The organism is Staphylococcus sp. NRL 16/872 (assembly GCF_022815905.2).
Lineage (GTDB): Bacteria > Bacillota > Bacilli > Staphylococcales > Staphylococcaceae > Staphylococcus.
Genome location: NZ_CP119327.1, coordinates 1,916,532 through 1,942,727, shown reverse-complemented (window position 1 = coordinate 1,942,727; position 26,196 = coordinate 1,916,532). Strand labels below are relative to the sequence as shown.

The 26,196-nt window shown below is 33.6% G+C and carries 20 protein-coding genes; 12 read left to right on the top strand and 8 right to left on the bottom strand.

What is annotated here, in order from left to right; all coding sequences use genetic code 11:
• Position 1: 1 nt before the first annotated feature.
• From MT340_RS09655 to MT340_RS09635, 5 genes are all read right to left on the bottom strand, one after another.
• On the bottom strand, positions 2 to 1,498 hold the full coding sequence (locus tag MT340_RS09655; protein WP_243589760.1) for a Na+/H+ antiporter subunit D: 1,497 nt from the start codon (positions 1,496 to 1,498) through the stop codon (positions 2 to 4).
• A complete protein-coding gene (gene mnhC1 / locus MT340_RS09650) occupies positions 1,485 to 1,832 on the bottom strand; it encodes a Na+/H+ antiporter Mnh1 subunit C (protein WP_243589759.1) in 348 nt (115 codons plus the stop codon). Before mnhC1 ends, MT340_RS09655 begins: the two co-directional genes overlap by 14 nt.
• Positions 1,832 to 2,260 carry a Na(+)/H(+) antiporter subunit B gene (locus tag MT340_RS09645; protein ID WP_243589758.1) on the bottom strand — a complete coding sequence of 143 codons (429 nt, stop codon included), beginning with the start codon at positions 2,258 to 2,260 and terminating at the stop codon, positions 1,832 to 1,834. The genes mnhC1 and MT340_RS09645 overlap by 1 nt, the downstream gene beginning before the upstream one ends.
• The gene (locus MT340_RS09640; RefSeq protein WP_243589757.1) at positions 2,253 to 4,652 is read right to left on the bottom strand and encodes a Na+/H+ antiporter subunit A; all 2,400 of its coding nucleotides are present in this window, start codon (positions 4,650 to 4,652) and stop codon (positions 2,253 to 2,255) included. Before MT340_RS09640 ends, MT340_RS09645 begins: the two co-directional genes overlap by 8 nt.
• 133 nt (positions 4,653 to 4,785) lie before the next feature.
• Positions 4,786 to 5,166 carry a kinase-associated lipoprotein B gene (locus tag MT340_RS09635; RefSeq protein WP_243589756.1) on the bottom strand — a complete coding sequence of 127 codons (381 nt, stop codon included), beginning with the start codon at positions 5,164 to 5,166 and terminating at the stop codon, positions 4,786 to 4,788.
• Positions 5,167 to 5,234: 68 nt separating this feature from the next.
• Between MT340_RS09635 and MT340_RS09630 the strand changes: the two genes are divergently transcribed.
• The 6 genes from MT340_RS09630 (at position 5,235) to MT340_RS09605 (ending at position 11,439) form a co-directional block, all read left to right on the top strand.
• Positions 5,235 to 5,837, top strand: coding sequence for a peptidylprolyl isomerase (locus tag MT340_RS09630; RefSeq protein ID WP_243589755.1), 603 nt, complete (start codon positions 5,235 to 5,237; stop codon positions 5,835 to 5,837).
• Positions 5,838 to 6,133: 296 nt separating this feature from the next.
• Positions 6,134 to 6,514, top strand: a complete 381-nt coding sequence (gene ygs, locus MT340_RS09625; RefSeq protein WP_243589754.1) for a S1 domain-containing post-transcriptional regulator Ygs — start codon at positions 6,134 to 6,136, stop codon at positions 6,512 to 6,514.
• 244 nt (positions 6,515 to 6,758) lie between these two features.
• Complete coding sequence (locus MT340_RS09620; protein ID WP_243589753.1) at positions 6,759 to 7,886, top strand: NADH-dependent flavin oxidoreductase; 1,128 nt, start codon at positions 6,759 to 6,761, stop codon at positions 7,884 to 7,886.
• A gap of 290 nt (positions 7,887 to 8,176) precedes the next feature.
• Positions 8,177 to 9,367 (top strand): ornithine--oxo-acid transaminase, encoded by a 1,191-nt coding sequence (locus MT340_RS09615; RefSeq protein ID WP_243589752.1) that lies wholly within the window; start codon positions 8,177 to 8,179, stop codon positions 9,365 to 9,367.
• A gap of 108 nt (positions 9,368 to 9,475) precedes the next feature.
• Complete coding sequence (locus MT340_RS09610) at positions 9,476 to 10,720, top strand: Glu/Leu/Phe/Val family dehydrogenase (RefSeq protein WP_243590263.1); 1,245 nt, start codon at positions 9,476 to 9,478, stop codon at positions 10,718 to 10,720.
• A gap of 89 nt (positions 10,721 to 10,809) precedes the next feature.
• Entirely contained in the window at positions 10,810 to 11,439 is a 630-nt protein-coding gene (locus MT340_RS09605) for a DUF443 family protein (protein WP_243589751.1), read from the top strand.
• Positions 11,440 to 11,526: 87 nt separating this feature from the next.
• Here MT340_RS09605 and MT340_RS09600 read toward each other — a convergent pair whose 3' ends face one another.
• The 3 genes from MT340_RS09600 to MT340_RS09590 form a co-directional block, all read right to left on the bottom strand.
• A complete protein-coding gene (locus MT340_RS09600; protein ID WP_243589750.1) occupies positions 11,527 to 12,549 on the bottom strand; it encodes a glycerophosphodiester phosphodiesterase in 1,023 nt (340 codons plus the stop codon).
• 191 nt (positions 12,550 to 12,740) lie between these two features.
• Positions 12,741 to 14,123: an argininosuccinate lyase gene (argH, locus tag MT340_RS09595; RefSeq protein ID WP_243589749.1), complete on the bottom strand. Its 1,383-nt coding sequence runs from the start codon at positions 14,121 to 14,123 to the stop codon at positions 12,741 to 12,743.
• A complete protein-coding gene (locus MT340_RS09590) occupies positions 14,116 to 15,318 on the bottom strand; it encodes an argininosuccinate synthase (RefSeq protein WP_243589748.1) in 1,203 nt (400 codons plus the stop codon). The genes argH and MT340_RS09590 overlap by 8 nt, the downstream gene beginning before the upstream one ends.
• Before the next feature lie 323 nt (positions 15,319 to 15,641).
• On the opposite strand from MT340_RS09590, the gene MT340_RS09585 reads away from it, so the two are divergent.
• The 6 genes from MT340_RS09585 to addA all read left to right on the top strand — a co-directional run bounded on the left by MT340_RS09585 (position 15,642) and on the right by addA (position 26,175).
• On the top strand, positions 15,642 to 16,973 hold the full coding sequence (locus MT340_RS09585; RefSeq protein ID WP_243589747.1) for a glucose-6-phosphate isomerase: 1,332 nt from the start codon (positions 15,642 to 15,644) through the stop codon (positions 16,971 to 16,973).
• Positions 16,974 to 17,209: 236 nt separating this feature from the next.
• Complete coding sequence (locus MT340_RS09580) at positions 17,210 to 17,785, top strand: TVP38/TMEM64 family protein (RefSeq protein ID WP_243590262.1); 576 nt, start codon at positions 17,210 to 17,212, stop codon at positions 17,783 to 17,785.
• Positions 17,786 to 17,801: 16 nt separating this feature from the next.
• Positions 17,802 to 18,314, top strand: coding sequence for a signal peptidase I (lepB, locus tag MT340_RS09575; RefSeq protein ID WP_481906665.1), 513 nt, complete (start codon positions 17,802 to 17,804; stop codon positions 18,312 to 18,314).
• A 14-nt stretch (positions 18,315 to 18,328) separates the two neighbouring features.
• Complete coding sequence (gene lepB, locus MT340_RS09570) at positions 18,329 to 18,898, top strand: signal peptidase I (RefSeq protein ID WP_243589745.1); 570 nt, start codon at positions 18,329 to 18,331, stop codon at positions 18,896 to 18,898.
• Between the two features lie 124 nt (positions 18,899 to 19,022).
• Positions 19,023 to 22,511: a helicase-exonuclease AddAB subunit AddB gene (gene addB, locus MT340_RS09565; RefSeq protein ID WP_243589744.1), complete on the top strand. Its 3,489-nt coding sequence runs from the start codon at positions 19,023 to 19,025 to the stop codon at positions 22,509 to 22,511.
• Positions 22,504 to 26,175, top strand: a complete 3,672-nt coding sequence (gene addA / locus MT340_RS09560) for a helicase-exonuclease AddAB subunit AddA (RefSeq protein WP_243603824.1) — start codon at positions 22,504 to 22,506, stop codon at positions 26,173 to 26,175. The genes addB and addA overlap by 8 nt, the downstream gene beginning before the upstream one ends.
• Positions 26,176 to 26,196 lie beyond the last annotated feature (21 nt).

Sequence of the window (26,196 nt, the reverse complement as noted above, 5' to 3'; positions counted from 1 at the left end):
ATTATCTACCTCCTAATACACTATGAATATAAACGCTAGGATCATAGAATGATTTGGCTGCTTCTGATATTAATGGATATAAAAAGTCGGCAGATAAACCAAATAATACAGTGATAACCACGGCTATAATTGAAATAGTTGCCGGATAGTTAACATTTAATTTTTGATTTACATTATAACCTTTAGGTTCTCCGAAGAAACCTTGTAAAAATATACGAATTACTGAATAAAGTACGACTAAACTTGATAATAATACGATAATGCCGCTAACGTAGAATCCTTTTTCAAACGTAGCCTGCACAATATAATATTTCCCATAAAAACCACTTAACGGTGGGATACCTGCTAAGCTTAGAGCAGCAATAAAGAATGACCACCCAAGAACAGGATACGTTTTAATTAAACCACCAAACTCTTTTAAATTTGTCGATTTAGTGATTTGATACATCACACCGATTAGTAAAAATAAAGCAGTTTTTACCAACATATCATGTAAAGTGTAGTAAATTGCACCAATAATTCCAGCTTGGTTCATCATTGCTACACCAACTAAAATAACGCCAACTGCAATCATAATATTATAGATAATAATTTTTTTAGTATCATAATATGCGATAGCGCCAACTGATCCAAAGATAATTGTTAGAAGCGCTAAGAATAAAATGGTGTAGTGTGAAAAGCTGATAGTGTTTTGGAAAAATAAGCTGAGTGTTCTTGCAATGGCATAGACACCGACTTTAGTTAATAAAGCACCAAAGAAAGCGATAATCGCAAACGGTGGCGCATAGTATGAACCTGGTAACCAGATATACATTGGAAATGCACCAGCTTTTGTTGCAAATACAAATATAAATAAAATAAAGACAATACTTAAAAGACCACTATGTGTATGATTAAGTTGAGCAAGTTTATCACTGATGTCTGCCATATTTAATGTGCCTACAACGGAATACAAAAGACCTACTGCAATAACAAAAAATGTTGATGTCACGATATTAACGAGTAAATATTTCACCGTTTCACGTAACTGTATTCTTGTACCTCCTAATACAAGTAGAGCATAAGAAGACATAAGGAATACTTCAAAGAATACGAAGAGGTTAAATATATCTCCAGTCGTAAATGCTCCAATGATTCCAACAAGCATAAATGTTATCGAAAAATGAAAATAATAGCGTTCTCTATCAATGCCAGCTGTCGTTATTGAATAAGCTGTAATAAGAATTGTAATGATAATGCTCGTTACAATAAGCATGGCACTAAATGAATCTAATAAGAAGATAATGCCGTAAGGTGCTGGCCATGAACCTAATTCTACTTTAAGAGGGCCATATTTAATGACACTGATTAAATTAATGATTGCCACAGTTAAAGTTAAAGCTAATCCAATTAATGTGATATAACGTTTAGCTTGAATACGTTCACCTAGAAAGATGAGTATGATCGCAGTGATAATAGGTACAACTAATGTCAGGACTACTAAATTATTTACCATCATCTTCAGGTACTCCTTTCATTAGTTCTACGTTGTCTGTACCTAATACTTTGTACGTTCTAAAGGCTAAAACTAAAAAGAAAGCTGTAGTTGCAAAGGCAATAACAATTGCTGTAAGTATTAAGGCATGAGGGATAGGATCTACATATTGAGAAATACCTTGTTCATGAATAGGCATTTCACCATGTTTTAATCCACCCATTGTAATTAAAAATAAATTTGATGCATGTGTGATTAATGTGGTCCCCATAACAATTCGTATCAAACTTTTAGATAAAACGAGATAGACACTAATTGCTGTGAGAATGCCACATACAATAATCATGATAATTTCCACTATTCGTTCTCTCCAATCGTTATAATAATTGTCATGACTGTGCCGATTACTGCACACATTACCCCAAAGTCAAAAAACATTGGCGTATTCATATGCATAGGTTGAAGTAGGGGCAACGGGATGTTGAATTCTGTATGCGTGAAAAAGTTCTCTCCATAGAACCAACTTGCAATAGGTGTACCTACACAAAACAACAGGCCGATACCTATTAATATTTTAAAATCCCAAGGGAATACTTTGCGCATCGTTTTAATATCAAACGCAATTGCAATAATCGTTAAGGCACTTGAAAGTAATAACCCGCCGACGAAGCCACCACCTGGTGTATAGTGTCCTGCGAAGAATAAACTCATACCAAATAAAGCGATAAGAAAAGCGATAATGACAGCTGCGTATTGGAACATTAAATTATTTTTCTGTCTATTCATCGCGTTTCACCTCACTTGCTTTATGTTTACTGCGTAATTTGATCATGGTATAAACACCTAAACCAGCGATACCTAGTACAGATGATTCGAATAATGTATCCATACCACGGAAATCAACTAGGATGACGTTCACCATATTCTTACCATGTGCTAAATCATAAACATGTGCTTTGTAGTATTCACCGATAGAATTGAAATGGCGATTACCATATGCAATTAAACCTAATACAATCACGACTAAACCTACACCAATTGAAATAATAGCATTGGTCATTTTAAAAGACGGTTTTTCATTGTAACGATTTAAGTTTGGTAAATGATAGAAACATAATAAGAATAAACCAGTAGAAATAGATTCTACGACAAATTGTGTCAATGCTAAATCTGGTGCTTTGAAAAAGACAAATAGCACAGATACTGAATAACCAACTACACTTAGCATGATAATACTGAATAAACGAGATGATGCTAATATTATCATGAATGATGCCATTATTAAGATAAGAAGAATGACAATTTCATAAATATGAATGTTATTAATATCTTTAAAGTTAAAACTAAATGGTACGCTGAATAGCGTTACAATCGTCATTAAAATTAACATGCCAAATATAATCACTAAACTATCTCTCACGTATCCATTTACATAACTATTTGTCATTTTCGCTGACGTTGTTGGTAACCATTTTCCAGTAGAGTCGTACCAATGGTTAAATGTTAGTTTCGTTGGCTGAGCTTGTAATAATCGAATCCAATAACCAAATGTAAGTAATAGTAATATCCCTACAATCCAAATAGTTAATGTTGAAATGAAAGCAGGGGTAATACCGTGGAACATATGGAACTCAGCGTGTGTATTTGATAAGTTACTAATCGCTAATGTGGCTGGTTCAATAATAGTTTGCGTCAATAAACCAGGCGCAAATCCGAAAACAATAACCAAAATAGCTAAAATACTTGGAGAAATTAGCATTAATAGTGAAACTTCATGCGCTTTCTTAGGTAATGCATTCGGTTTGTGCTGACCGAAAAATATATGTAAGACGAATTTAATCGAATACACGAAAGTGAAAATACTACCTACAATAGCTAAAATCGGGAAGATTATACCTAATGTATTAAGGCTAAAAATTTGCGCATGAGAAACTTCAATCATTGCTTCTAAAAATTTCTCTTTAGATAAGAACCCGTTGAACGGTGGAACACCAGCCATACTTAAGGCTGTGATGACTGTAATCGTAAATGAAATAGGCATAATTGTAAGTAAACCGCCTAATTTCTTCACATCACGTGTGCCTGTCGCATGATCAACGGCACCAGTAACCATGAATAAAGCGCCCTTAAATGTAGCATGGTTAATTAAGTGAAATACAGCAGCAGTGAATGCAGCTACATAAAGTTGACTTTGACTACCTTCAAAATGATAGCTCACTGCTCCAATACCTAACATAGACATAATCATGCCGAGTTGAGAAACGGTAGAGAAAGCCAAGATACCTTTAAGGTCTTGTTGTTTCGTTGCATTTAATGAAGCCCAGAATAACGTGATAAGCCCAACTAACGTGATCGTCCATATCCAACCTTGTGAAATGGCAAATAGTGGGGTAACACGTGCTACTAAATATAATCCAGCTTTAACCATTGTTGCTGAGTGCAAGTAGGCACTGACTGGTGTTGGTGCTTCCATTGCATCGGGTAACCAAATATAAAATGGTACTTGCGCAGATTTAGTAAATGCACCTAGCATGATTAAAATCATTGCTAAAGTGAATATTGGACTATGCTGTATTTCGGACGCATGTTCAAGTAAATGATGGAGGCTTAAAGAATTTCCGGCTAAAGAAATAAGGATGAAGCCACCGAGTAGACTCAGTCCTCCAAATACGGTAATGATAAGTGATTTCTGAGCACCGTAGATAGAGGCTTGTTTCTCTCTCCAAAATGAGATGAGTAAGAAACTTGAAAATGATGTTAACTCCCAAAATAGATATAAAATGATTAAGTTATCTGAGAGTACAACTCCCAACATTGCACCCATGAATAGTAATAAATAACAGTAAAAATTTCCGAGTTGTTCGGATTTACTAAGGTAGCCGATAGAATATAGTACGACTAAACTACCGATACCGGTAATGAGTAAACTAAACAATATACTTAAGCCATCTAGATATAAATCAAAGTTCATACCGATATGTGGCATCCAATTTAACGTATTTATTACTGTATTACCTGACTGAGTAGTCGATATAAGAGATATAAAATAAATAAATAAGACAACAGGAATAGGTAATACAAACCAACCTAAATGAATCTTCTTAGAGAATCGATAAAGGATTGGAATAATGAGTGCAAATATTAACGGTAAAATGACCGCAATATGTAACAAACTCACTATGTTTTCCTCCTTTAAAAATATTTATGGCATACATTATACATGAATCATTCCATTCTGAAAAACGGTGAAAGCCCATGTACACAGTGATTTCCTAGAACTAGTTAAATAAGAAGAAACACGTCAAAATTGCTTAGAAAAATTTTTGTTTATATTGAATTGAGTAGTCATTTTTTAGGTTTTCAAGATTATTTAAAGCCATTTTTGAAAATTCTGTGTCTTGTTGTTTTAGATCATTCTCCATTTTTGTGATGGCTTGTTGAAGAGAATCTTCGTATTTCATTTCTTCAACATTAAAGTCACGAAGTTGTGAACTTGTTGCGTAGCGTTTTTCGTAATGACTTAAGGCACGACGTTCATGAAAGAAGACACCTTCTACTTGACCAGGGTTGTGTAAATCACCTTGTTTAGGATGTTTGATGACTTGTTCAACTTGTACGAGTACTTGATCTTCATTCTCCTCTTTAATCGTTACGCCATATGCGCCTGTCTTATGTGAGAAACGATATAACATGCTATATTACTCCCTTTCAAATATGTTAATATATATCTATATCATCATAACATGAATGGAGAATCTAAATGACTAACTACCCACAGTTAAATAAAGAGGTACAAGATAATGAAATTAAATTAGTTATGCATACAAATAAAGGCGATATGACGTTTAAGTTATTTCCAGATATCGCACCTAAAACCGTTGAAAACTTTGTGACACATTCGAAAAATGGTTACTATGATGGCGTTACTTTCCATCGTGTGATTAATGATTTCATGATTCAAGGTGGCGATCCCACTGCAACTGGTATGGGCGGTGAAAGTATATATGGTGGCGCTTTTGAGGACGAACTTTCAAAAGAAGCTTTCAATTTATATGGTGCACTTTCAATGGCTAATGCCGGTCCAAACACTAATGGGTCACAATTCTTCGTTGTGCAAATGAAAGAAGTACCAGAAACTATGTTAGATCAATTAGTTGATGGTGGTTGGCCAGAACCGATCGCGAAAGCTTATAGTGAAAAAGGTGGCACACCTTGGTTAGACTTAAAACATACTGTTTTCGGTCAACTCATCGAAGGTGAATCAACATTAGAGGATATTGCTAATACTAAAGTAGGTGCACAAGACAAACCGGTTCATGACGTAGTGATCGAATCAATTGATGTTGAAGATAAAAAAGCATAAAGTAAACGAGCATGTTAAATGCTGTCAACTTTGGAAAATATTTATTTAAATAGTATTGTAATTGGAGCGAGTCGATGAGTAATTTATCGATTCGCTTTTTTAATTCTTGAATATTTTTAGAAATTAAACTACCTTAACCTAAATTCTCGATAGGTCACAATAACCAATTCAAATTAATGCAGTTTAAATATAATAAAAAACTGAAAAATATAATTTTTCTCCCTTAATAGTTAGTCCAAATTTATGTTTTATGCTATTATAAATATGTTAAGAATATCGAATAAGGGGTTATCAAGTTGAATACTCACTATAAAGTAGGTCAGCATATTAAAGTGCGTGTGACTGGCATTCAACCGTATGGCGCTTTTGTTGAGGCCCCTGACCATACTGAAGGACTAATCCACATTTCAGAAATCATGGATGATTATGTCCACAACTTAAAAAAATTTCTATCAGAAGGACAAGTTGTTAAAGCGAAGATTTTATCAATTGATGATGAAGGAAAACTTAATTTGTCACTCAAAGATAATGATTACTTTAAGAATTATGAACGAAAAAAAGAAAAGCAGTCAGTATTAGATGAAATTAAAGAAACAGAAAAGTATGGGTTTCAAACACTTGAAGAACGCCTACCGGTCTGGATTAAGCAGTCTAAACGTGCGATTCGTAGTAATTGATTGACTGTAAACACGCTAAGCTAACGTTACTTACATACAGTAACGTTAGCTTTTTTAGTATTACGAGTAATTCGTAACGATAATTAAATATGAGAATTATATTATGCAAGGTTGATTTTGATTAACTTTAATAATTGTAGAAGGTAAATATAATAAGTATGCATGTACATGCAAGCAGAAAACTAGAGAACAATTTTCTATCCGTGCTATAGTTTGAGCATAAATAAGGAGGAAAGGAATCATTATGAATACTAAATATGAAAAGTTATTTGAAACAGTAACATTACCTAATGGCGTTGAATTAAGAAACCGTTTTGTGTTAGCGCCTCTAACACACATTTCATCAAATGATGATGGCACGATTTCAGACGTTGAAATTCCATATATTGAAAAACGTTCTAAAGATGTAGGTTTAGCACTTAATGCCGCTAGTAATGTGAATGATATTGGTAAAGCTTTCCCAGGACAACCATCAGTTGCACATGATTCAGATATAGAAGGTTTAAAACGCTTAGCACAAGCAATGAAGAAAAATGGCGCGAAAGCGTTAGTACAAATCCATCATGGTGGTGCGCAAGCTCTACCAAACTTAACACCTAATGGCGACGTCGTAGCGCCAAGTCCTATCTCACTTAAAAGTTTCGGTCAAGAACAAGAACACGATGCGAGAGAAATCACACCTGAAGAAATTGAACAAACAATTAAAGATTTCGGCGAAGCGACACGCCGTGTGATTGAAGCAGGTTTCGATGGTGTTGAAATTCATGGTGCCAATCATTACTTAATCCATCAATTCGTTTCTCCATATTATAATAGAAGAAATGATGAATGGGGCGACCACATGAAGTTCCCTACAGCTGTGATAGATGAAGTGCTTAAAGTGAAAGAACAACACGCTAATAAAGACTTTATCGTTGGTTACCGTTTATCTCCTGAAGAAGCAGAATCTCCAGGTATTTCAATGGAGTTAACTGAACAATTAATTAAGACAATTACTGAGAAAGCAATTGACTACGTGCATATTTCAATTGGAGATATCCACTCTGAAACACGTGAAGGTAAATATGCTGGTCAAGAACGCTTGAAATTAATCCGTAAATGGGTAGATGGTCGCATGCCAGTGATTGGTATCGGCTCAGTATTTACTGCAGACGATGCATTAGATGCGATTGAATCAACAGGCGTGGAATTAGTCGCACTTGGTCGTGAAATTCTATTAGATTATAATTTCATTGAGAAAATTAAAGAAGGAAAAGAAAACGAAATTATTTCTTACTTCGATCCTGAACGTGAAGATAATCATGAATTAACACCAAATTTATGGAAACAATTTAACGAAGGATTCTATCCATTACCTCGTAAAGATAAATAATAAATTAGGAAAGCTTGTACTGCGCATGTAGTGCAAGCTTTTATACATACTATAGTTATAAAAATTTTAGCATTAAAGTTATCCGAAAATTTTTATTATTTTACTTGTAAAAATACAATGTAATATGTCATTATATCTGTAAGGGCTTTCACAACATGTATACCTCTTTAAAAAAGTGGACTAATTCTATTTTCATTTTCAAAAAAGAGAAGTATACCTATGTATTAATCATGAAAGCCGCTCTTGTATGGCCATTAGTTTTAATATAATTTAAGCAAAGGGGAGATATTATGACTAAGTCAGAACAAATCATTGAATTAACAAACCACTATGGAGCACATAACTACGTGCCACTACCAATCGTCGTAGCAGAAGCAGAAGGCATTTGGGTAACTGATCCAGAAGGTAATAAATATATGGATATGTTATCAGCATATTCAGCTGTTAACCAAGGACATCGTCATCCTAAAATTATCCAAGCATTGAAAGATCAAGCGGATAGAGTAACTTTAGTATCTCGTGCGTTCCACAGTGATAATTTAGGTGCATGGTATGAAAAGATTTGTAAATTAGCTGGTAAAGATAAAGCATTACCAATGAATACAGGTGCAGAAGCGGTTGAAACTGCATTAAAAGCTGCACGTCGTTGGGCTTATGATGTGAAAGGAATTGAACCGAATAAAGCTGAAATTATTGCCTTTAATGGTAACTTCCATGGTCGTACTATGGCGCCAGTATCATTATCTTCTGAAGCGGAATATCAACGTGGATACGGTCCATTACTAGATGGTTTCCGCAAAGTTGATTTCGGGGATGTTAATCAACTAAAAGAAGCAATCAATGATAATACAGCAGCTATTTTAGTAGAGCCTATTCAAGGGGAAGCAGGGATTAATATTCCACCAGAAGGCTACCTTAAAGAAATTAGAGAATTATGTGATGAGCATAACATCTTGTTTATCGCTGATGAAATTCAAGCTGGTTTAGGCCGTTCAGGTAAATTATTTGCAACAGATTGGGATAATGTTAAACCGGATGTTTATATCTTAGGAAAAGCACTCGGTGGTGGCGTGTTACCAATTTCGGTGGTATTAGCTGACAAAGAAGTGTTAGATGTCTTCACTCCAGGGTCACATGGTTCAACATTTGGTGGTAACCCATTAGCATGTGCCGTATCAATTGCTGCATTAGATGTTATTTTAGATGAAGATTTACCAGGCCGTTCAAATGAATTAGGCGAATACTTCAAATCAGAATTACAAAAAATTAAACACCCAGCGATTAAAGAAGTGCGTGGACGCGGCCTCTTTATTGGTGTCGAGTTACATGAAAGTGCTAGACCTTACTGTGAAGCTCTAAAAGAAAAAGGACTATTATGTAAAGAAACACATGATACAGTAATCCGTTTTGCACCACCATTAGTAATTTCTAAAGAAGAATTAGACGATGCATTAGATAGAATTAGAAGCGTTTTTGAATAAGTTCAAAAAGTTGTAACATTCATTTTGAAAACCCTTTAAAAAGCAATCACATATGTTACAATATGTTTGAAAGCGAAATCATTTGTTAAAAAAGAGGCGAAAGTGAACATGACTGAGAATAATAGTTTAGTGAGTTCTACACAAAGTATCATTAAGGAAGCATTACACAAATTGGGATTTGACGATGGAATGTATGATTTAATCAAAGAACCATTACGATTCTTACAAGTTCGCATCCCAGTGCGTATGGATGATGGTACAGTTAAAACATTTACAGGTTATCGTGCGCAACATAACGATGCAGTAGGTCCTACAAAAGGTGGGGTACGTTTCCATCCAGATGTAGACGAAGACGATGTTAAAGCTTTATCAATGTGGATGACTTTAAAATGCGGTATCGTTAATTTACCATACGGTGGTGGTAAAGGTGGTATCGTTTGTGACCCACGTCAAATGAGTATCCATGAAGTTGAACGTTTATCACGTGGCTACGTGCGTGCAATTTCTCAATTCGTAGGTCCTACAAAAGATATTCCAGCTCCAGACGTATTTACTAACTCTCAAATTATGGCTTGGATGATGGATGAATATAGTGCATTAGATAAATTTAATTCACCTGGTTTCATCACAGGTAAACCAATCGTTTTAGGTGGTTCACAAGGTCGTGACCGTTCAACTGCATTAGGTGTTGTTATTGCAATTGAGCAAGCTGCTAAACGTAGAGGGATTGATGTAAAAGATGCACGTGTAGTTATCCAAGGTTTTGGTAACGCAGGTAGTTTCTTAGCTAAGTTCTTATATGATATGGGAGCAAAAGTTGTAGGTATTTCTGATGCATACGGTGCATTACATGATCCAGAAGGATTAGATATCGACTATTTATTAGATCGTCGTGATAGCTTTGGTACAGTAACAAACTTATTTGATGAAACAATTTCTAACAAAGAATTATTCGAATTAGATTGTGATATTTTAGTACCAGCAGCGATTTCTAATCAAATTACTGAAGATAATGCACACGACATTAAAGCAGATATCGTAGTTGAAGCAGCAAATGGTCCAACTACGCCTGAAGCAACACGTATTTTAACTGAACGTGACATCTTATTAGTACCAGACGTATTAGCAAGTGCTGGTGGTGTAACTGTATCTTACTTCGAATGGGTACAAAATAATCAAGGTTACTATTGGACAGAAGAAGAAGTTAATGAAAAATTACGTGAAAAATTAGTAACTGCTTTTGATACTATTTACGAATTAGCACAAAACAGAAAAATAGATATGAGATTAGCAGCTTACATTGTAGGTATTAAACGTACTGCTGAAGCAGCACGCTACCGTGGATGGGCATAAGCTTTTAATAAAATAAATTTAAAAGCGCTATAGCTTGTTATGAAATAGAAACAAGTTATAGCGCTATTCTATGTTATGGAGCTGATAACTTGCTTGATGCAAGAGCGATGGGTCTACATAAAAGGCTTAAATACAGAATAATAAATTGCAATGGTAAAAACTATTTAATAGATTTAACTAGCAATTGGTTAACCTATCTTTTGCCTATGCTTAACTGGTATATTCCCAAAAGGTGTATAGAGCTTACTGATGCAGAAATTGATGAACTAGGGTTATATAGAGGTAAAAATAATGGAGGCGTAATATGGAGTACCGTGGGAACTGGTGTGCTTCTTAGTTCTTTTGTAAGATCTATTGAACATTATTTTGATACCAATATTAGTGACTTTTTAAATATTATTATTTGTCTCGTTTATGCGATACTTTTAGTCATATTTCACATTTACATATATAATAAAAAGAAAATTAAACATATTAATTTTGCTAATAGTCCGGATAAAATAATAGTGATTCCTAAAATTAAATTCCAACTAGTTATGATATTGTGGTATTTAATGTGTGGATTCTTTACTTTTTTAGGTATTGTTTTGTTAATCGCATATCATGAAAGAAATATTATTTTGTATTTATGCTATTTTCTGATGTTCTTCATGTTTTCAATAACGAATATGCTAACTATTCCAGAGCAAAAAGTTTATGTGAAAATTCTAAAGCAGTAATGAGTTAAGATCATAATATTTTTCGAAATAAAACACTAGTTATGTTACTACAAGACAATTGTAGTGAAGATAACTAGTGTTTTTATTTTATAATCGTTGCATTGAATTATGAGCTGATACTGATTTATATTGATCTGCATAGTTAGTGAATACGCCATCTACACCGTATTGATTAAGTCGTTGCATGTCAGCTATTTCATTAACTGTGAAAGGATGAATGATGAATCCTAAATCTTTTAAATGACTCGTATTTTGCGCAGTTAAATCGCTATATTCAGGGCCCACACCAATCGCATATGAACGAATACGTTGTAAATCCGCTTCACTTTGTTGAGGCAATTCATTTTTATCTAATAATCGAATTAATGGAATGCTAGGAGCTAAGTTATGCATTTTTTGTAAGCTTGCTTCTGAAAATGACTGTACTAATACATGGCCATTATTTAAAGAATCCTTTGTTAACATATTATGGCGTTTTAAAGTGTCTAGTAATTGTTCTTCCATACCTGGATAAACATCTGGTGTCTTTGTCTCAATGTAATAATTCGCATTCGTTCCATAACGTGATAAAATTTCATCTAATGTAGGCACTTTAGCATTACTATATTCAGCATTTGCGTATTGAGGGTTTGCTTGATTAAACCAAGAACCAGCATCAAGTTGTTTTAATTGAGCTAAGGTATAGTCTTCAACTCGGCCAGTTCCATTTGTAGTGCGATCTACGGTTTCATCATGCATTGCTACTAAATGACCATCTTTAGTACGTTGTAAATCAATTTCAATGTAAGAAGCACCTAATTGGTTATGACTTTTATCATAAGAATAAAATGTATGTTCCGGTGCATAGCCACTCGCACCACGATGAGCTATAGTACTAAAACGTTCACCCGTTAAATTGGTCGTCCACTTAGGATTATCTTTACGATAATGCGTATTAACAGGGACTTGTTGAGCTTGATTAGATTGGCACACTTGAGAATTATTTGAAGATGTTGTTGAAGAGATTGGGCCTGTACCTGCACCACTTGCTTCAACTGGAGTATGTAAAATAGTGAGTCCTAAACTAGCGACAGTTAAACTTGAGATTATTGCTTTTTTTGTTGTTTTCAAAAAAATCCATCCTTTCAAATTTAAAGTACATCTCAAATTTAGCAAAGCACTTTTTTGAAAGGAAGAGACTTAGCAAAAGCTTATTGTAACTCTTAAATTTTTAAAAATTACTCAATATAATTAACGTAAAATATAGAAAAATACCCCTATACATATGAATTGGCCTATGGTAGGGGTATTTCCAGTTTGATTTATTTAGTATTTAATACTTTTTTCGCTACTTTTAATTGATGGTGTACAGCATCTTGGCCGGTAGACCCGTAGCTTTTTCTACGATTAATACAACGTTCAGGTTTTAAATAATCATATACATCAGGCTCAATAGCTTCATTTAATTCTTTATAACGCTCTAATGGCACATCGAGTAAATAAATGCCTTGTTGAATACATTCGTAGACAATTTTACCTACAATTTCATGTGCTTTTCTAAATGGTACTTGTTTCTCTACTAGATAGTCCGCAAGTTCTGTCGCATTTGAGAAATCTTGATGCACTGTTTCATTTAAACGGTCATTATTAACAGTTAGTGTATTAAGCATGCCTTCAAAAATACGTAATGATCCTTTAACTGTACGTACTGAATCAAATAGGCCTTCTTTATCTTCTTGTAGATCTTTGTTGTAGGCAAGAGGCAAGCCTTTTAATGTAACAAGCATACCCATTAAATGACCTGTCGTACGGCCGACTTTACCACGAATGAGCTCAGCCATATCGGGATTCTTTTTCTGAGGCATAATAGATGACCCAGTAGAAAAGGCATCGGCTAACGTAATAAATTTTGCTTCATCAGTAGACCAAAAAATAATTTCTTCAGCAAAACGCGATAAGTGTACCATTGTTAGTGAAATATTATGCAATGTTTCTACTATATAATCACGATCACTTACAGCATCTAAACTATTTTCATAAATGTATTCGAAACCAAGTAAGTTTTTAGTTTCATGTCTATCAATAGGGTGGGTAGTTCCACTTAAAGCCGCTGCCCCTAGTGGTGAAATATCAATACGTTTCATACTATCAGTGAAACGTGAATCATCACGTTCAAGCATCCAAAAATAAGTCATAATATGATGGGCGAACGAAATAGGTTGCGCACGTTGCAAGTGCGTATAACCTGGCATAATTGTATCTACGTGTGATTGAGCAAGTGTCAAAATTGATGATTGGAATGAACGAATAAGCGTTTGTATTTCTTGAACTTCCTTTTTGACATATAAGTGCAAGTCAGTCGCCACTTGGTCGTTTCTACTGCGACCCGTATGCAATCTTCCTCCCGCATCGCCAATTCTTTGAATTAGTTCATGTTCAATATTTAAGTGTATATCTTCAAGAGACTGCTTGAATTCTAATTTATGTTGATGGAAATCTTGCTGAATCTCTTTTAGCCCCTTGATGATCGTTTCTTTATCTGCATTAGAAATAATATGTTGATTTGCTAACATTGTTGCATGAGCAATACTACCTTGTATATCTTCATCTAATAATACTTGGTCAAATTCTATTGAAGCGTTAAATTCATCAACCCATTCTTCTGGTTGCTGTTGAAAACGCCCGCCCCATGCTTTATTACTCATTACTATAACCTCCATGTAAAAAGGCATTCACTTGAGTAGGTAAGCCATAGATGTCAATAAAGCCTACTGCCGCAGATTGATTAAAGGCATCTTCTTTTGTATAAGTTGCTAATTTTTCATCGTATAATGTGTACGGAGATTTTCTACCGTTAACAATCGCATTACCTTTGAATAATTTCACTCGTACGTCACCTTCAACATATCTTTGCGTACTATCGATAAATAATTTTAAGCTATCAGTTAATGGTGAGAACCATAGCCCATTGTATGTTTGTTCTGCAAATTGTTTTTCAATGACAGGTTTGAAGTGAGCGACATCTTTAGTTAATGTAAGTGTCTCAAGTGCTTTATGCGCTTTTAATATAACTTCAGCGCCAGGCGTTTCGTATACTTCACGGGATTTAATACCTACTAAACGATTCTCAACATGATCGATACGTCCAATTCCATGTTTACCTGCAATGTCGTTTAATTTAAGAATTAATTGGTCTAAATCATAATCTTTATGGTCAAGTTGTACTGGAATACCATTTTTAAATGAAAGAATAATTTCTTCAGGTGTGTCAGGTGTATCTTCTAATTCAGCCGTTAAATCATAAGCGTCTTTAGGAGGCGCTGCATAAGGATCTTCCAAAATTCCGCATTCATTGGCACGGCCCCATAAGTTTTGGTCGATTGAATAAGGAGAACCATGATTAATGCTAACTGGAATATCATGTTTAATCGCATAATCGATTTCCTCTTCACGGCTCCAACCCCATTCTCTCACTGGTGCGAATGATTTAAGATTTGGATTTAATGCTTTAATAGCCACTTCAAAACGTACTTGATCATTTCCTTTACCTGTACAACCATGTGCAATTCCGATTGACTGCGTTTGTTCAGCAATTTCCACCAATTTTTTAGCAATAAGTGGACGAGATAATGCTGAAACGAGTGGATAACTATTTTCATACATTAGATTTCCTTTAATTGCATAACTTACAAAGTCATCACTAAATTCTTTGGTTGCATCAATAATGTGACATTCAACAGCACCCATATCTAATGCTTTTGAATGAACTAAGTCTAAATCTTTGCCTTCACCAACATCTAAACAAACTGCTACTACATCATAGCCTTTATCTATAAGCCATTTAACTGCCACACTTGTATCCAAGCCACCTGAATACGCTAATACAATTTTATCTTTCATATGCTCACCTCATAATTTTTCTGAAAATTAATATAACTTCATACTAACAGAAGTGTAATGAAAATAAAACCATTATTTTACATAATTATGCATAAAAAGGGATTAAGTCTAGAATTTTAAAGTTGTTTAAAATCAATAAATAAAGAGTTTGTAAGTATTTTTAATTATAATAATAAAAAAGAAATATTCATTTTATTTTTCGCGAAAAGTGACTAAATATTGACCAATATGACAGATATTTGTGAATTGACAGACTTGTCAATTGAATAGGGGACTTAAAGTTAGTAGAATTAAATTAATAAGGAAATCAGGAGGCTTTTTAAATGACTCATATTCAATTAGACTATGGTAAAACTTTAGAATTTTTCGGACAACATGAATTAGATCAACAAAAAGATATCGTGAAAACGATTCATAAAACTATCCATGAAGGAACTGGCGCTGGTAATGATTTCTTAGGCTGGGTAAATTTACCTGAAGATTATGATAAAAAAGAATTTTCAAGAATCGTTGAAGCTGCTAAACGCATTAAATCAAATTCTGATGTATTAGTAGTGATCGGTATTGGTGGTTCATATTTAGGTGCGCGTGCGGCAATTGAAATGTTAACGCCAGCTTTCCGTAATAATTCGGAATTCCCAGAAATTGTCTTTGTAGGTAATCACTTATCTTCAAGCTATACTCAAGAATTAGTAGATTACTTAGCAGATAAAAATTTCTCAGTTAACGTTATTTCTAAATCTGGTACTACAACTGAACCTGCTGTAGCGTTTAGATTATTTAAAAAATTACTCGAAGATAAATATGGTAAAGAAGAAGCGAAACAACGTATCTTCGCTACAACTGATAAAGCGAAAGGTGCTTTAAAACAATTAGCAGACAATGAAGGATATGAAACATTTGTTGTACCTGATGACGTAGGTGGCCGTTATTCAGTATTAACTGCAGTAGGTTTATTACCAATCGCAGCGGCTGGTATCAATATCGAATCTATTATGATTGGTGCTAACAAAGCGCGTAAAGAATTATCATCTGATAATTTAGATGAAAACATTGCATATCAATATGCGACAATTCGTAACATTCTTTATAGCAAAGGCTATACTACTGAAATGTTAATTAACTATGAGCCTTCTATGCAATATTTTAATGAATGGTGGAAACAATTATACGGTGAATCTGAAGGTAAAGATTTCAAAGGTATCTATCCATCAAGTGCAAATTACACAACTGATTTACACTCTTTAGGTCAATATGTACAAGAAGGTCGTCGTTTCTTATTCGAAACAGTTGTGAAAGTGAACCACCCTAAACATGACATTACTATTGAAGAAGATAGTGAAGATTTAGATGGATTAAACTACTTAGCTGGTAAAACAATTGATGAAGTGAATACTAAAGCGTTTGAAGGTACTTTATTAGCACATACTGATGGAGGCGTTCCAAATGTAGTGGTTAATATTCCTCAATTAGACGAAGAAACATTTGGTTATGTGGTATACTTCTTCGAATTAGCATGTGCTATGAGTGGATACCAATTAGGCGTAAATCCATTTAACCAACCAGGTGTAGAAGCATATAAACAAAACATGTTTGCTTTACTTGGTAAACCTGGATATGAAGATAAGAAAAAAGAATTAGAAGATCGTTTATAATATTTACGTTGAATCGCAATTTAATAATACTGAAGTAATTAAAGTCGATATGGTTTCTGTTCCATATCGACTTTTTGGTTCTATACTATTATATTTAAAACTAAGGAATGAGCTGATGCTACTACCTGTGACTGATTTGTTATTATAAAGGTAGATTTCTAGCACAGTGTGTGTAAAATAATTTATGTATAATAGTATTTAAAAGTGCTATTAACTTTAAGGAAGGATTCGATGCGATAGTGTTCCATCAAATTGAGCAATGGTTTAACGTACTCCAAGAACTAGGTTATTTCGCAGGCTTTATCATACTCTATTTGAGAGCTATTGTACCTGTACTTCCGCTAACATTATACGTTATTATGAATGTTCATGCGTATGGTTTTCTAATAGGCACAGGAATAAGTTGGTTAGGTATTGTTTCGGGAACCTATACGGTATTTTATATTTGTAGAAAATTTGTTAACGCTCATTTTATGCAAAAGATTAGAAAAAGAAAATCAGTCGTGAAATTAACCCATTTTATTGATAGACAAGGCTTAGTGCCTATTTTTATTTTAATGTGTTTCCCTTTTACACCAAATACACTAGTCAATTTTGTAGCAAGTTTATCTCATATTAAAGCAAAATATTATTTCCTGATATTACTTGTTTCTAAGTTGATATCTATTACTTTTTTAGCTGTAATGGGAAAAGAGGTTACAACATTTTTAACTCATCCAATACGCGCAGTTGCGTTACTTATAGTCACCGTGGCACTATGGTTTATTGGGAAAAGGGTAGAAAAATATTTTATGGGTGCTGATGAGGAGTGACGAAGTGCGAAAAATAATGAAATGGATAGTGCCATTAGTTTGTGCAATTATATTTGTCATGTTCATCCAAACTTTTATTTTGAGAGGCGCGGTAGTAACGAACGATGACATGGCTCCTACGCTTAATAAAAATGATCGGGTCATCATTAATAAAATCAAAGTAACATTTAATTTATTAAATGATGGAGATATTATCATGTATCGTCATAACCATCAACTTCATTTTAGTCGTATTATCGGAAAAGCGGGTGAATCAATCGAAGTAAGAGACGGTAAATTATATCGTGATGATAGACAAGTAAATAAAAGTTATGCTAAAAATAGAGATATTAAAAATTTAGCGTTACGCGATTTGAATAATTCTGATGGAGATATTATTCCACCTAATTCGTATGTTGTTTTAAACGATAACGGGGATAAAAAAAGTGATTCAAGGACTTATGGCTTAATCAAGGACAAAGACATTGTTGGCGATGTAAGTTTGAAATATTATCCATTTAAAGAATTTACCTATCAGTTTAACAAGTAGATGAGGTGTTATATTTGAAAAAAGAAATAATCGAATGGATTGTCGCTATAGCGATAGGTGTATTACTTGTATGGGTAATGGTCAACTTTGTCGCTAAATCATATACAATTAAAGGCGACTCAATGGATCCAACATTAAAAGATGGTCAACACGTCATGGTAAATATTTTAGGATATAAAGTTGGAGACGTGAAAAAAGGAAATGTCATTGTCTTTCACGCAAATAAAACAGATGATTATGTAAAACGTGTCATCGGTGTACCTGGAGATAATGTTACATATAAAAATGACAAATTGTATATCAATGGTAAAAAAGTAGATGAACCTTATTTAGATTATAATGAAAAGCGTAAACAAGGCGAATATATCACAGGATCATTTGAAACCAAAGATTTAACAAATGCGAATCCAAATTCTAATGTTATTCCTAAAGACAAATATCTAGTACTTGGAGATAATCGAGAAGTTAGTAAAGATAGCCGTGCATTTGGTTTAATTGACAAGAACCAAATTGTCGGTAAAGTTTCATTTAGATTTTGGCCTTTAAATGACTTTAAGTTTAATTTCAATCCAGATAATAAGTAAATTGTGAGTGGGGTAGAATTCATTAATTTGAATTTCACTCCGCTTTTATTTTTATGAGAAGAGTTATAAATCACTTTAGGGAACGTATGTTCTATGTTAAAATAACATTAAAGGAGTGGGAATAATGGAATTGAATGCTTATCTTGGCAGAGCAGGTACTGGTAAATCACATCAAATGATTAACAATATTAAGAGACAAATGAAACAAGACCCATTAGGTGATCCAATTATTTTAATCGCACCTACACAAAATACGTTTCAATTAGAACAATCATTTGTTAAAGATAGGGAATTAAATGGCAGTTTAAGAACTGAAGTTTTACACTTTGAACGATTAAGTTATAGAATCTTTCAAGAAGTTGGGGGATTAACTGAAGAACGATTAACTCAAGCTGGTACAGAGATGATGATTTATGACCTTGTACAACAACATAAATCAGAACTTAAATTATATCAATCACAAGTGAACTATTATGGCTTTAGTGAGAAATTGAGCGAACAAATACAAGATTTTAAAAAATATTCTGTCACACCTGAACATTTGGATTTATTCTTGAAAGAGAACGAAATTCAAACGAGAACACGTCATAAATTAGAAGATATTGCACTCATATATCGTTATTTTGAGGAACGTTTAAATGGAGAATTTATAACTGCCGAAGATAGTTTGAATCAATTTATTCAAATCATACCGCAATCTAAATGGCTGAAACGTGCAGAAATATATATAGATGGCTTTCATAACTTTTCGACACTTGAGTATCAAATTATTAAAGCATTAGTACAACATGCTAAAAAGGTGACAGTTCTTCTTACAACGGATGGCAATGAAGATCCTTTCAGTTTATTCAGAAAGCCATCCGAAGTAGTAACACATTTAAAAGAGATAGCCAATGATTTACATATTGAATTAAATCAAGCCCATTTTAAGCAACAATATCGCTTTAATAATCCAGACTTACTGCAATTAGAACAACAATTTGATGCCTTACAGATCAATCCGGTTGCACATCAAGGACATATTCATATTCTAGAGTCTTCAAGTATGCGTGAAGAAGTTAATGAAATAGCGCGACAAATAATTAAAGATGCACGTGATCATCAATTTAGATACCAAGATATTGCTATTTTATATCGCGATGAATCCTATGCTTATTTATTCGATTCTGTTTTACCACAGTACGATATTCCATTTAGTATTGACACCAAGAAACCTATGACACATCATCCTGTTATGGAAATGGTACGTTCGCTACTTGAAGTCATTCAAACCAATTGGAATATAAGTCCGATGATGCGTTTATTTAAGACTAATATTTTATCTAATCATTTTAAAAATAGTGATTATCTAATTGATCTATTGGAAAATTTTGTTGTTGAACGTGGCATTTATGGTAAACGTTGGTTAGATGAAAAGTTGTTTAGTATTGATAATTTTACAAAAATGGGTCGTAAAGAACATAAGTTAACTGAAGAAGAACGAGCAACTTTTGAACAAGTAGTTCAACTGAAAAATGACATGATTGATAAAATATTGCGTTTTGAAAAAGCAATGAATAACGCAACACATGTTAAAGGGTTTGCAACTGCCTTCTACGAAACAATGGAATCATTTGATGTACCAAAATATTTGATGGCTCACCGAGATCAATTAGATGTCGATGGTTACCATGAAGCAGCTGAAGAAATCGATCAACTTTGGAACGGTTTAATTCAGATATTAGATGACTTAGTCATTGTCTTTGATGAAGAGGAAATGACATTGAATCGATTTTTAGAAGTTTTTGATATCGGTTTAGAACAGCTTGAATTTTTAATGATACCTCAAACATTAGACCAAGTGAGTATCGGTACGATGGATTTGGCTAAAGTAGATAATAAAAAACATATCTATATAGTAGGAATGAATGATGGCACGATGCCTCAACCGGTATCTTCATCTAGTTTAATTACGGATGAGGAAAAGAAAGTGTTTGAACAACAAACACGTGTAGAATTAAGTCCTACGTCTGACATTTTACAAATGGATGAAGCTTTTGTTTGTTACATTGCTATGACACGTGCCTGTGAACAGTTGACTTTCTCTTACAGTCTAATGGGTGTGCAAGGGGATGAAAAAGAAAAAAGTCCGTTCTTAAATCAAATTCAAGCATTATTTAATGGTTTGGAAGTAACTAATATCCACTATGAACATAACGCGCATCCATTAACCCTTATGGAACATCCTCACCAAACAAAAGTAGTGTTATTCGAAGCGCTCAAAGCTTGGTTAGAAGATGAAATGGTGGCAGATGTATGGTTAGATGCATATCAAGTTATGCGTGATAATGATGTTTTAAACAAAGGATTAAATTATTTATTAACGGCTTTAACATATGATAATAAAACGGTGCAATTAGAGGGAGATTTAGCGACGTCTTTATATGGTAAGACGATTAACGCCAGTGTATCTCGCTTTGAAGGCTATAATGATTGTCCATTTCAGCACTATGCCAATTATGGTTTGCGTTTAAATGAACGTACGAAATATAAATTAGAAACGTTCGATTTAGGCAACATTTTCCATTCCGCTTTGAAATACATTTCAGATAGAATTAATGGGGATTTTAAACATCTTGATAATCAAAAAATTCATTTGCTAACACTCGAAGCTTTAGAAAAGGTGTTACCAAATGTACAGTTTAATTTAATGGATTCTAATGCTTATTATCGTTATGTTTCAAAACGTATCGGCGTAATTGTGGAAAGTACATTAAAAGCCTTACGTTATCAAAATGAAAATACAAAATTTAGACCACAACGCTTTGAAACAGGCTTTAGAAAATCACCACGTGATGACGATGAATTAATCGCTCAACCTTTAATTACCAAACAAGGTATCCCTGTTAATATTCGTGGACAAATCGATCGTATTGATACGTATACAACAAAGGATAAAAGTTTTATCAATATTATTGATTATAAATCATCTGATCACAGTGCTAACCTAAACTTGAAAAAAGTATATTATGGTAAGCAAATGCAGATGATGACCTATATGGATATCGCTTTACAAAATGCTCAACGCTTAGGCTTGAGTGAAGAAGTTAAACCTGGTGGATTATTGTATTTCCATGTTCACGATGAACGTCTTAAGTTCAAACATTGGGGAGAAATGATGGAAGATGCTTTAAAAGAAGAGGCATTAGATAAAGCTTTCCTTCAAAAATATAAATTACGAGGCTTAGTCAATAGTGACGCAAACGTTGTGGATGCGATGGATATTCGTTTAGATACAGCACCTAAATCTGACATAGTACCGATTACATTGAAAAAAGACGGTGGATTTAGCAGCCGAGGCAGTAGTGTCGCAGATGAAACAACAATTCATAAATTCATTAAACATAATAAAGATAACTTCATTGAAACAGCATCAAATATTATGGATGGTCATACCGAGGTTGCACCATTAAAATTTGATAATAAATTACCATGTCAATATTGTAGTTTCCAATCAGTTTGTCACGTCGACAGTATTATCGATAGTAAACACTATCGTTACGTTGATGAATCGATTGACCCAATACAAGCGATTCAAGAAGTGGAGTTAGAAAGTGGGGATAACGATGAATAATATACCTGTTAAGCCACAAGACGCCCAGTGGACAGATGCACAATGGGAAAGTATTTATGCTAGCGGGAAAGATATTTTAGTAGCAGCAGCTGCCGGTTCAGGTAAAACAGCAGTATTAGTTGAACGTATTATTCAAAAAATTCTTAGAGATGGTATAGACGTGGATAAATTGCTCGTGGTTACCTTTACTAATTTAAGTGCGAGAGAGATGAAACATAGAGTAGAGCAACGTATTCAACAAGCATCTATAGAAGAACCTAATAACGAACATCTTAAGAATCAACGCATTAAGATTCATCAAGCCCAAATTTCAACACTACACAGTTTTTGTTTGAAAATTATTCAACAACATTATGACGTTATTGATTTAGATCCTAACTTTAGAACAATCAACGACGTTGAAAATGTTCTGTTATTAGAACAATCTATTGATGAAGTTTTAGAAAAACATTATGAAGAACCAGATATAGACTTTCTTACGTTAGTTGAACAATTGTCTAATGACCGGAATGATGATCAATTTAGAGATATATTAAAACGATTTTATAATTTCAGTATCGCAAATCCATCGCCTTTTGCGTGGTTAGATTCATTAACAGAGTTATATGACAATGAAGAATTGCAACAAGACTATATTGCAGAACTTAATAGATTATCTCTAATTTATATTAAAGCTGCTTATGATTCATTATTAGAAGCGGATAATAACTTTTCTAATAGTATTGGAACAGAAAAGCATCTTGATGTAATGAAATTAGAAAAAGTGAAATGTGCCAAAATGATGGAAGGTAGCGTAGTTAATCGTGAGATGATTATTAACTATACCTCGGAGAAGTTACCTCAAATTTCTCAAAAGCTTAAAAATGAAAATGAAGACGAAGGCATTGACCCTCAAACTTTAGTAGATGCTAAAGAATTTTATGATGAATATAAAAAAATACTCGGTAAAGTTAAAAATGAGTATTTGATGCGTTCTGTAGAAGAATTAAAAGCAGATATGAATAAGCTAGGACCTCGTATTCACTATTTAATTCAAATTGTTAAAGATATTATTAATGATTTTGCTGAGAAAAAGCGAAGTCGTAATGTCTTAGACTTTGCCGATTATGAACACTTTGCATTGCAAATATTGACTGATGAACAAGGTCACCCTTCAAATGTTGCTAAAGATTATCGCCAACAATTTGAAGAAATTTTAATTGATGAATATCAGGATACGAACCAAGTTCAAGAAGCAATTATTTCAACTATTAAACGTGGCGATGAATCGAACGGTAATTTATTTATGGTAGGAGATGTTAAACAATCTATTTATAAATTTAGACAGGCAGATCCTACGTTGTTTATGAATAAATATAATCGCTTTGACAAAGTTGGAGATCAAACTGGTTTACGTATCGATTTATCCAAGAATTTCCGGTCTCGTAAAGAAGTTTTATCAACAACGAACTATTTATTTGACCATATGATGGATGAAGAAGTCGGCGAAATTAATTATGACGCTGATGCACGCTTGTATTTTGGTGCGACAAAGTATTCAGATAAATCGATGCCACTCGAATTACATGCACTTATTAAGTCTAGTAGTGCAGACAATGATTTAGATAAAGCAGAACAAGAAGCGCAATACATTGTCAAACAAGTAGAAGATATTATTGAGAACAAACTTGTTTATGACATTAAAACGGAGTCATATCGTCAAGCTACATTCAAAGATATCGTTATTTTAGAGCGAGGCTTAAGCAATGCACGTAACTTGCAACAAGCTTTTAAAGATCATGGCATTCCATTTCATGTTAAAAGCAAGGAAGGTTACTTTGAGCAAACAGAAGTCCGTTTAGTATTATCTTTTCTAAGAACGATTGATAATCCATTACAAGATATTTATTTAGTTGGCTTAATGCGTTCAGTAATTTATCAATTTACAGAAGATGAGTTAGCGCACATTCGCGTGGTCAGTGCGCATGATGATTATTTCTATCAATCCATCATGCATTATCTACAAGATGACAATGCGCAACCGGCATTGAAAGAGAAATTACAACGCTTCTTAGATGATTTATCTCGATATCAAGACTATAGTCAAGAACATCCTGTATATCAACTCATCGATAAATTTTATAATGATCATTATGTCATCCAATACTTTAGTGGTTTAGTAGGTGGAAAAGGCAGACGCGCTAACTTATATGGTTTATTTAATAAAGCAATTGAATTTGAAAATTCAAGTTTTAGAGGGCTGTACCAATTCATTCGATTTATTGATGAACTTATTGAACGTAATAAAGATTTTGGTGAAGAAAATGTCATTGGTCCTAATGATAATGTCGTACGAATGATGACGGTTCATAGTAGTAAAGGGTTAGAATTTCCATTTGTTATTTATTCAGGTCTATCAAAAGAATTTAATAAAGGGGATATACGTCAGCCTCTTGTACTTAATCAGAAGTTTGGCTTAGGTATGGACTACTATGACTTAGAAGAAAATATCGCGTTTCCTTCTTTATCTTCAGTAGTGATTAAATCAATTATTGAAAAGGAATTAATTTCTGAAGAAATGCGTTTAATTTATGTAGCTTTAACCCGTGCAAAAGAGCAGCTTATATTAATAGGCTCCGTCGATAAAGAAGAAACTTTAGCTAAATTTGAACGTTTTCCAATTACCAATCAACGTATTGCACTACATAAACGTTTGTCTGTGGCAAAGCCGTTTGACTTAATTTATGGCATTTTAGCTAAACATCAATCTACATCATTAGTACCTGAGCTTCAATTTGAAACATCTATTGATAATTTAGATGACAGTTTATATCCCTCAGTGGACATTAAAACTGTTTATTTCGATGACCTTACTTTTAAAAATGAAGGTCAAAAAAATGAACATAGAACAGTAGAAGATATAGAAACAAGTGGCACTAACGACGATAGTTTAAAACAACAAATCAACGCTCAGTTAGCTTTTAAATATCCATATCTTAAAGATACGAAAAAACCGTCAAAACAATCCGTGTCTGAGTTGAAACGTCAACTTGAAACAGAGGAAAGTGGTACAAGCTATGAAAGAGTAAGACAATATCGCATTGGCGTAGCAACTTATGAACGTCCACATTTCTTAAGACAGAATAAAAAACGTAAAGCAAATGAAATAGGGACATTAATGCATACCGTCATGCAACATTTACCATTTAAAGAAGAACGTTTAACAGAAACGGAGTTAAATGACTATATTGATAGTTTAATAGAGAAACATATTATTGAAGCAGATGCGAAACAAGATATTCAATTTGAAGAAGTCATGAAATTTGTTAGAAGTAATTTGTATATAAAAATTGCTCAAGCTGATAAAGTGTTTAGAGAATTACCTTTTGTGGTTAATCAAGCAAAGGTAGACGAAATGCCAGATGAAGATGTGTCTATCATACAAGGAATGATTGACTTAATTTATTTAAAAGATGGTCAATATTATTTTGTGGATTATAAAACGGATGCCTTTAATAAACGAAGAGGGATGACAGAAGAAGAAATAGGTCAGCAACTTCGCGAGAAATATAAAATCCAAATGAAATATTATCAAAATACTTTAGAAACGATATTGGGAACAAAAGTTTCAGGTTCACTTTATTTCTTCCAATATGAAGAAATAAGCGTAGATGAAGACGAATAAAAAGCGAAAAGTATGGGCTGT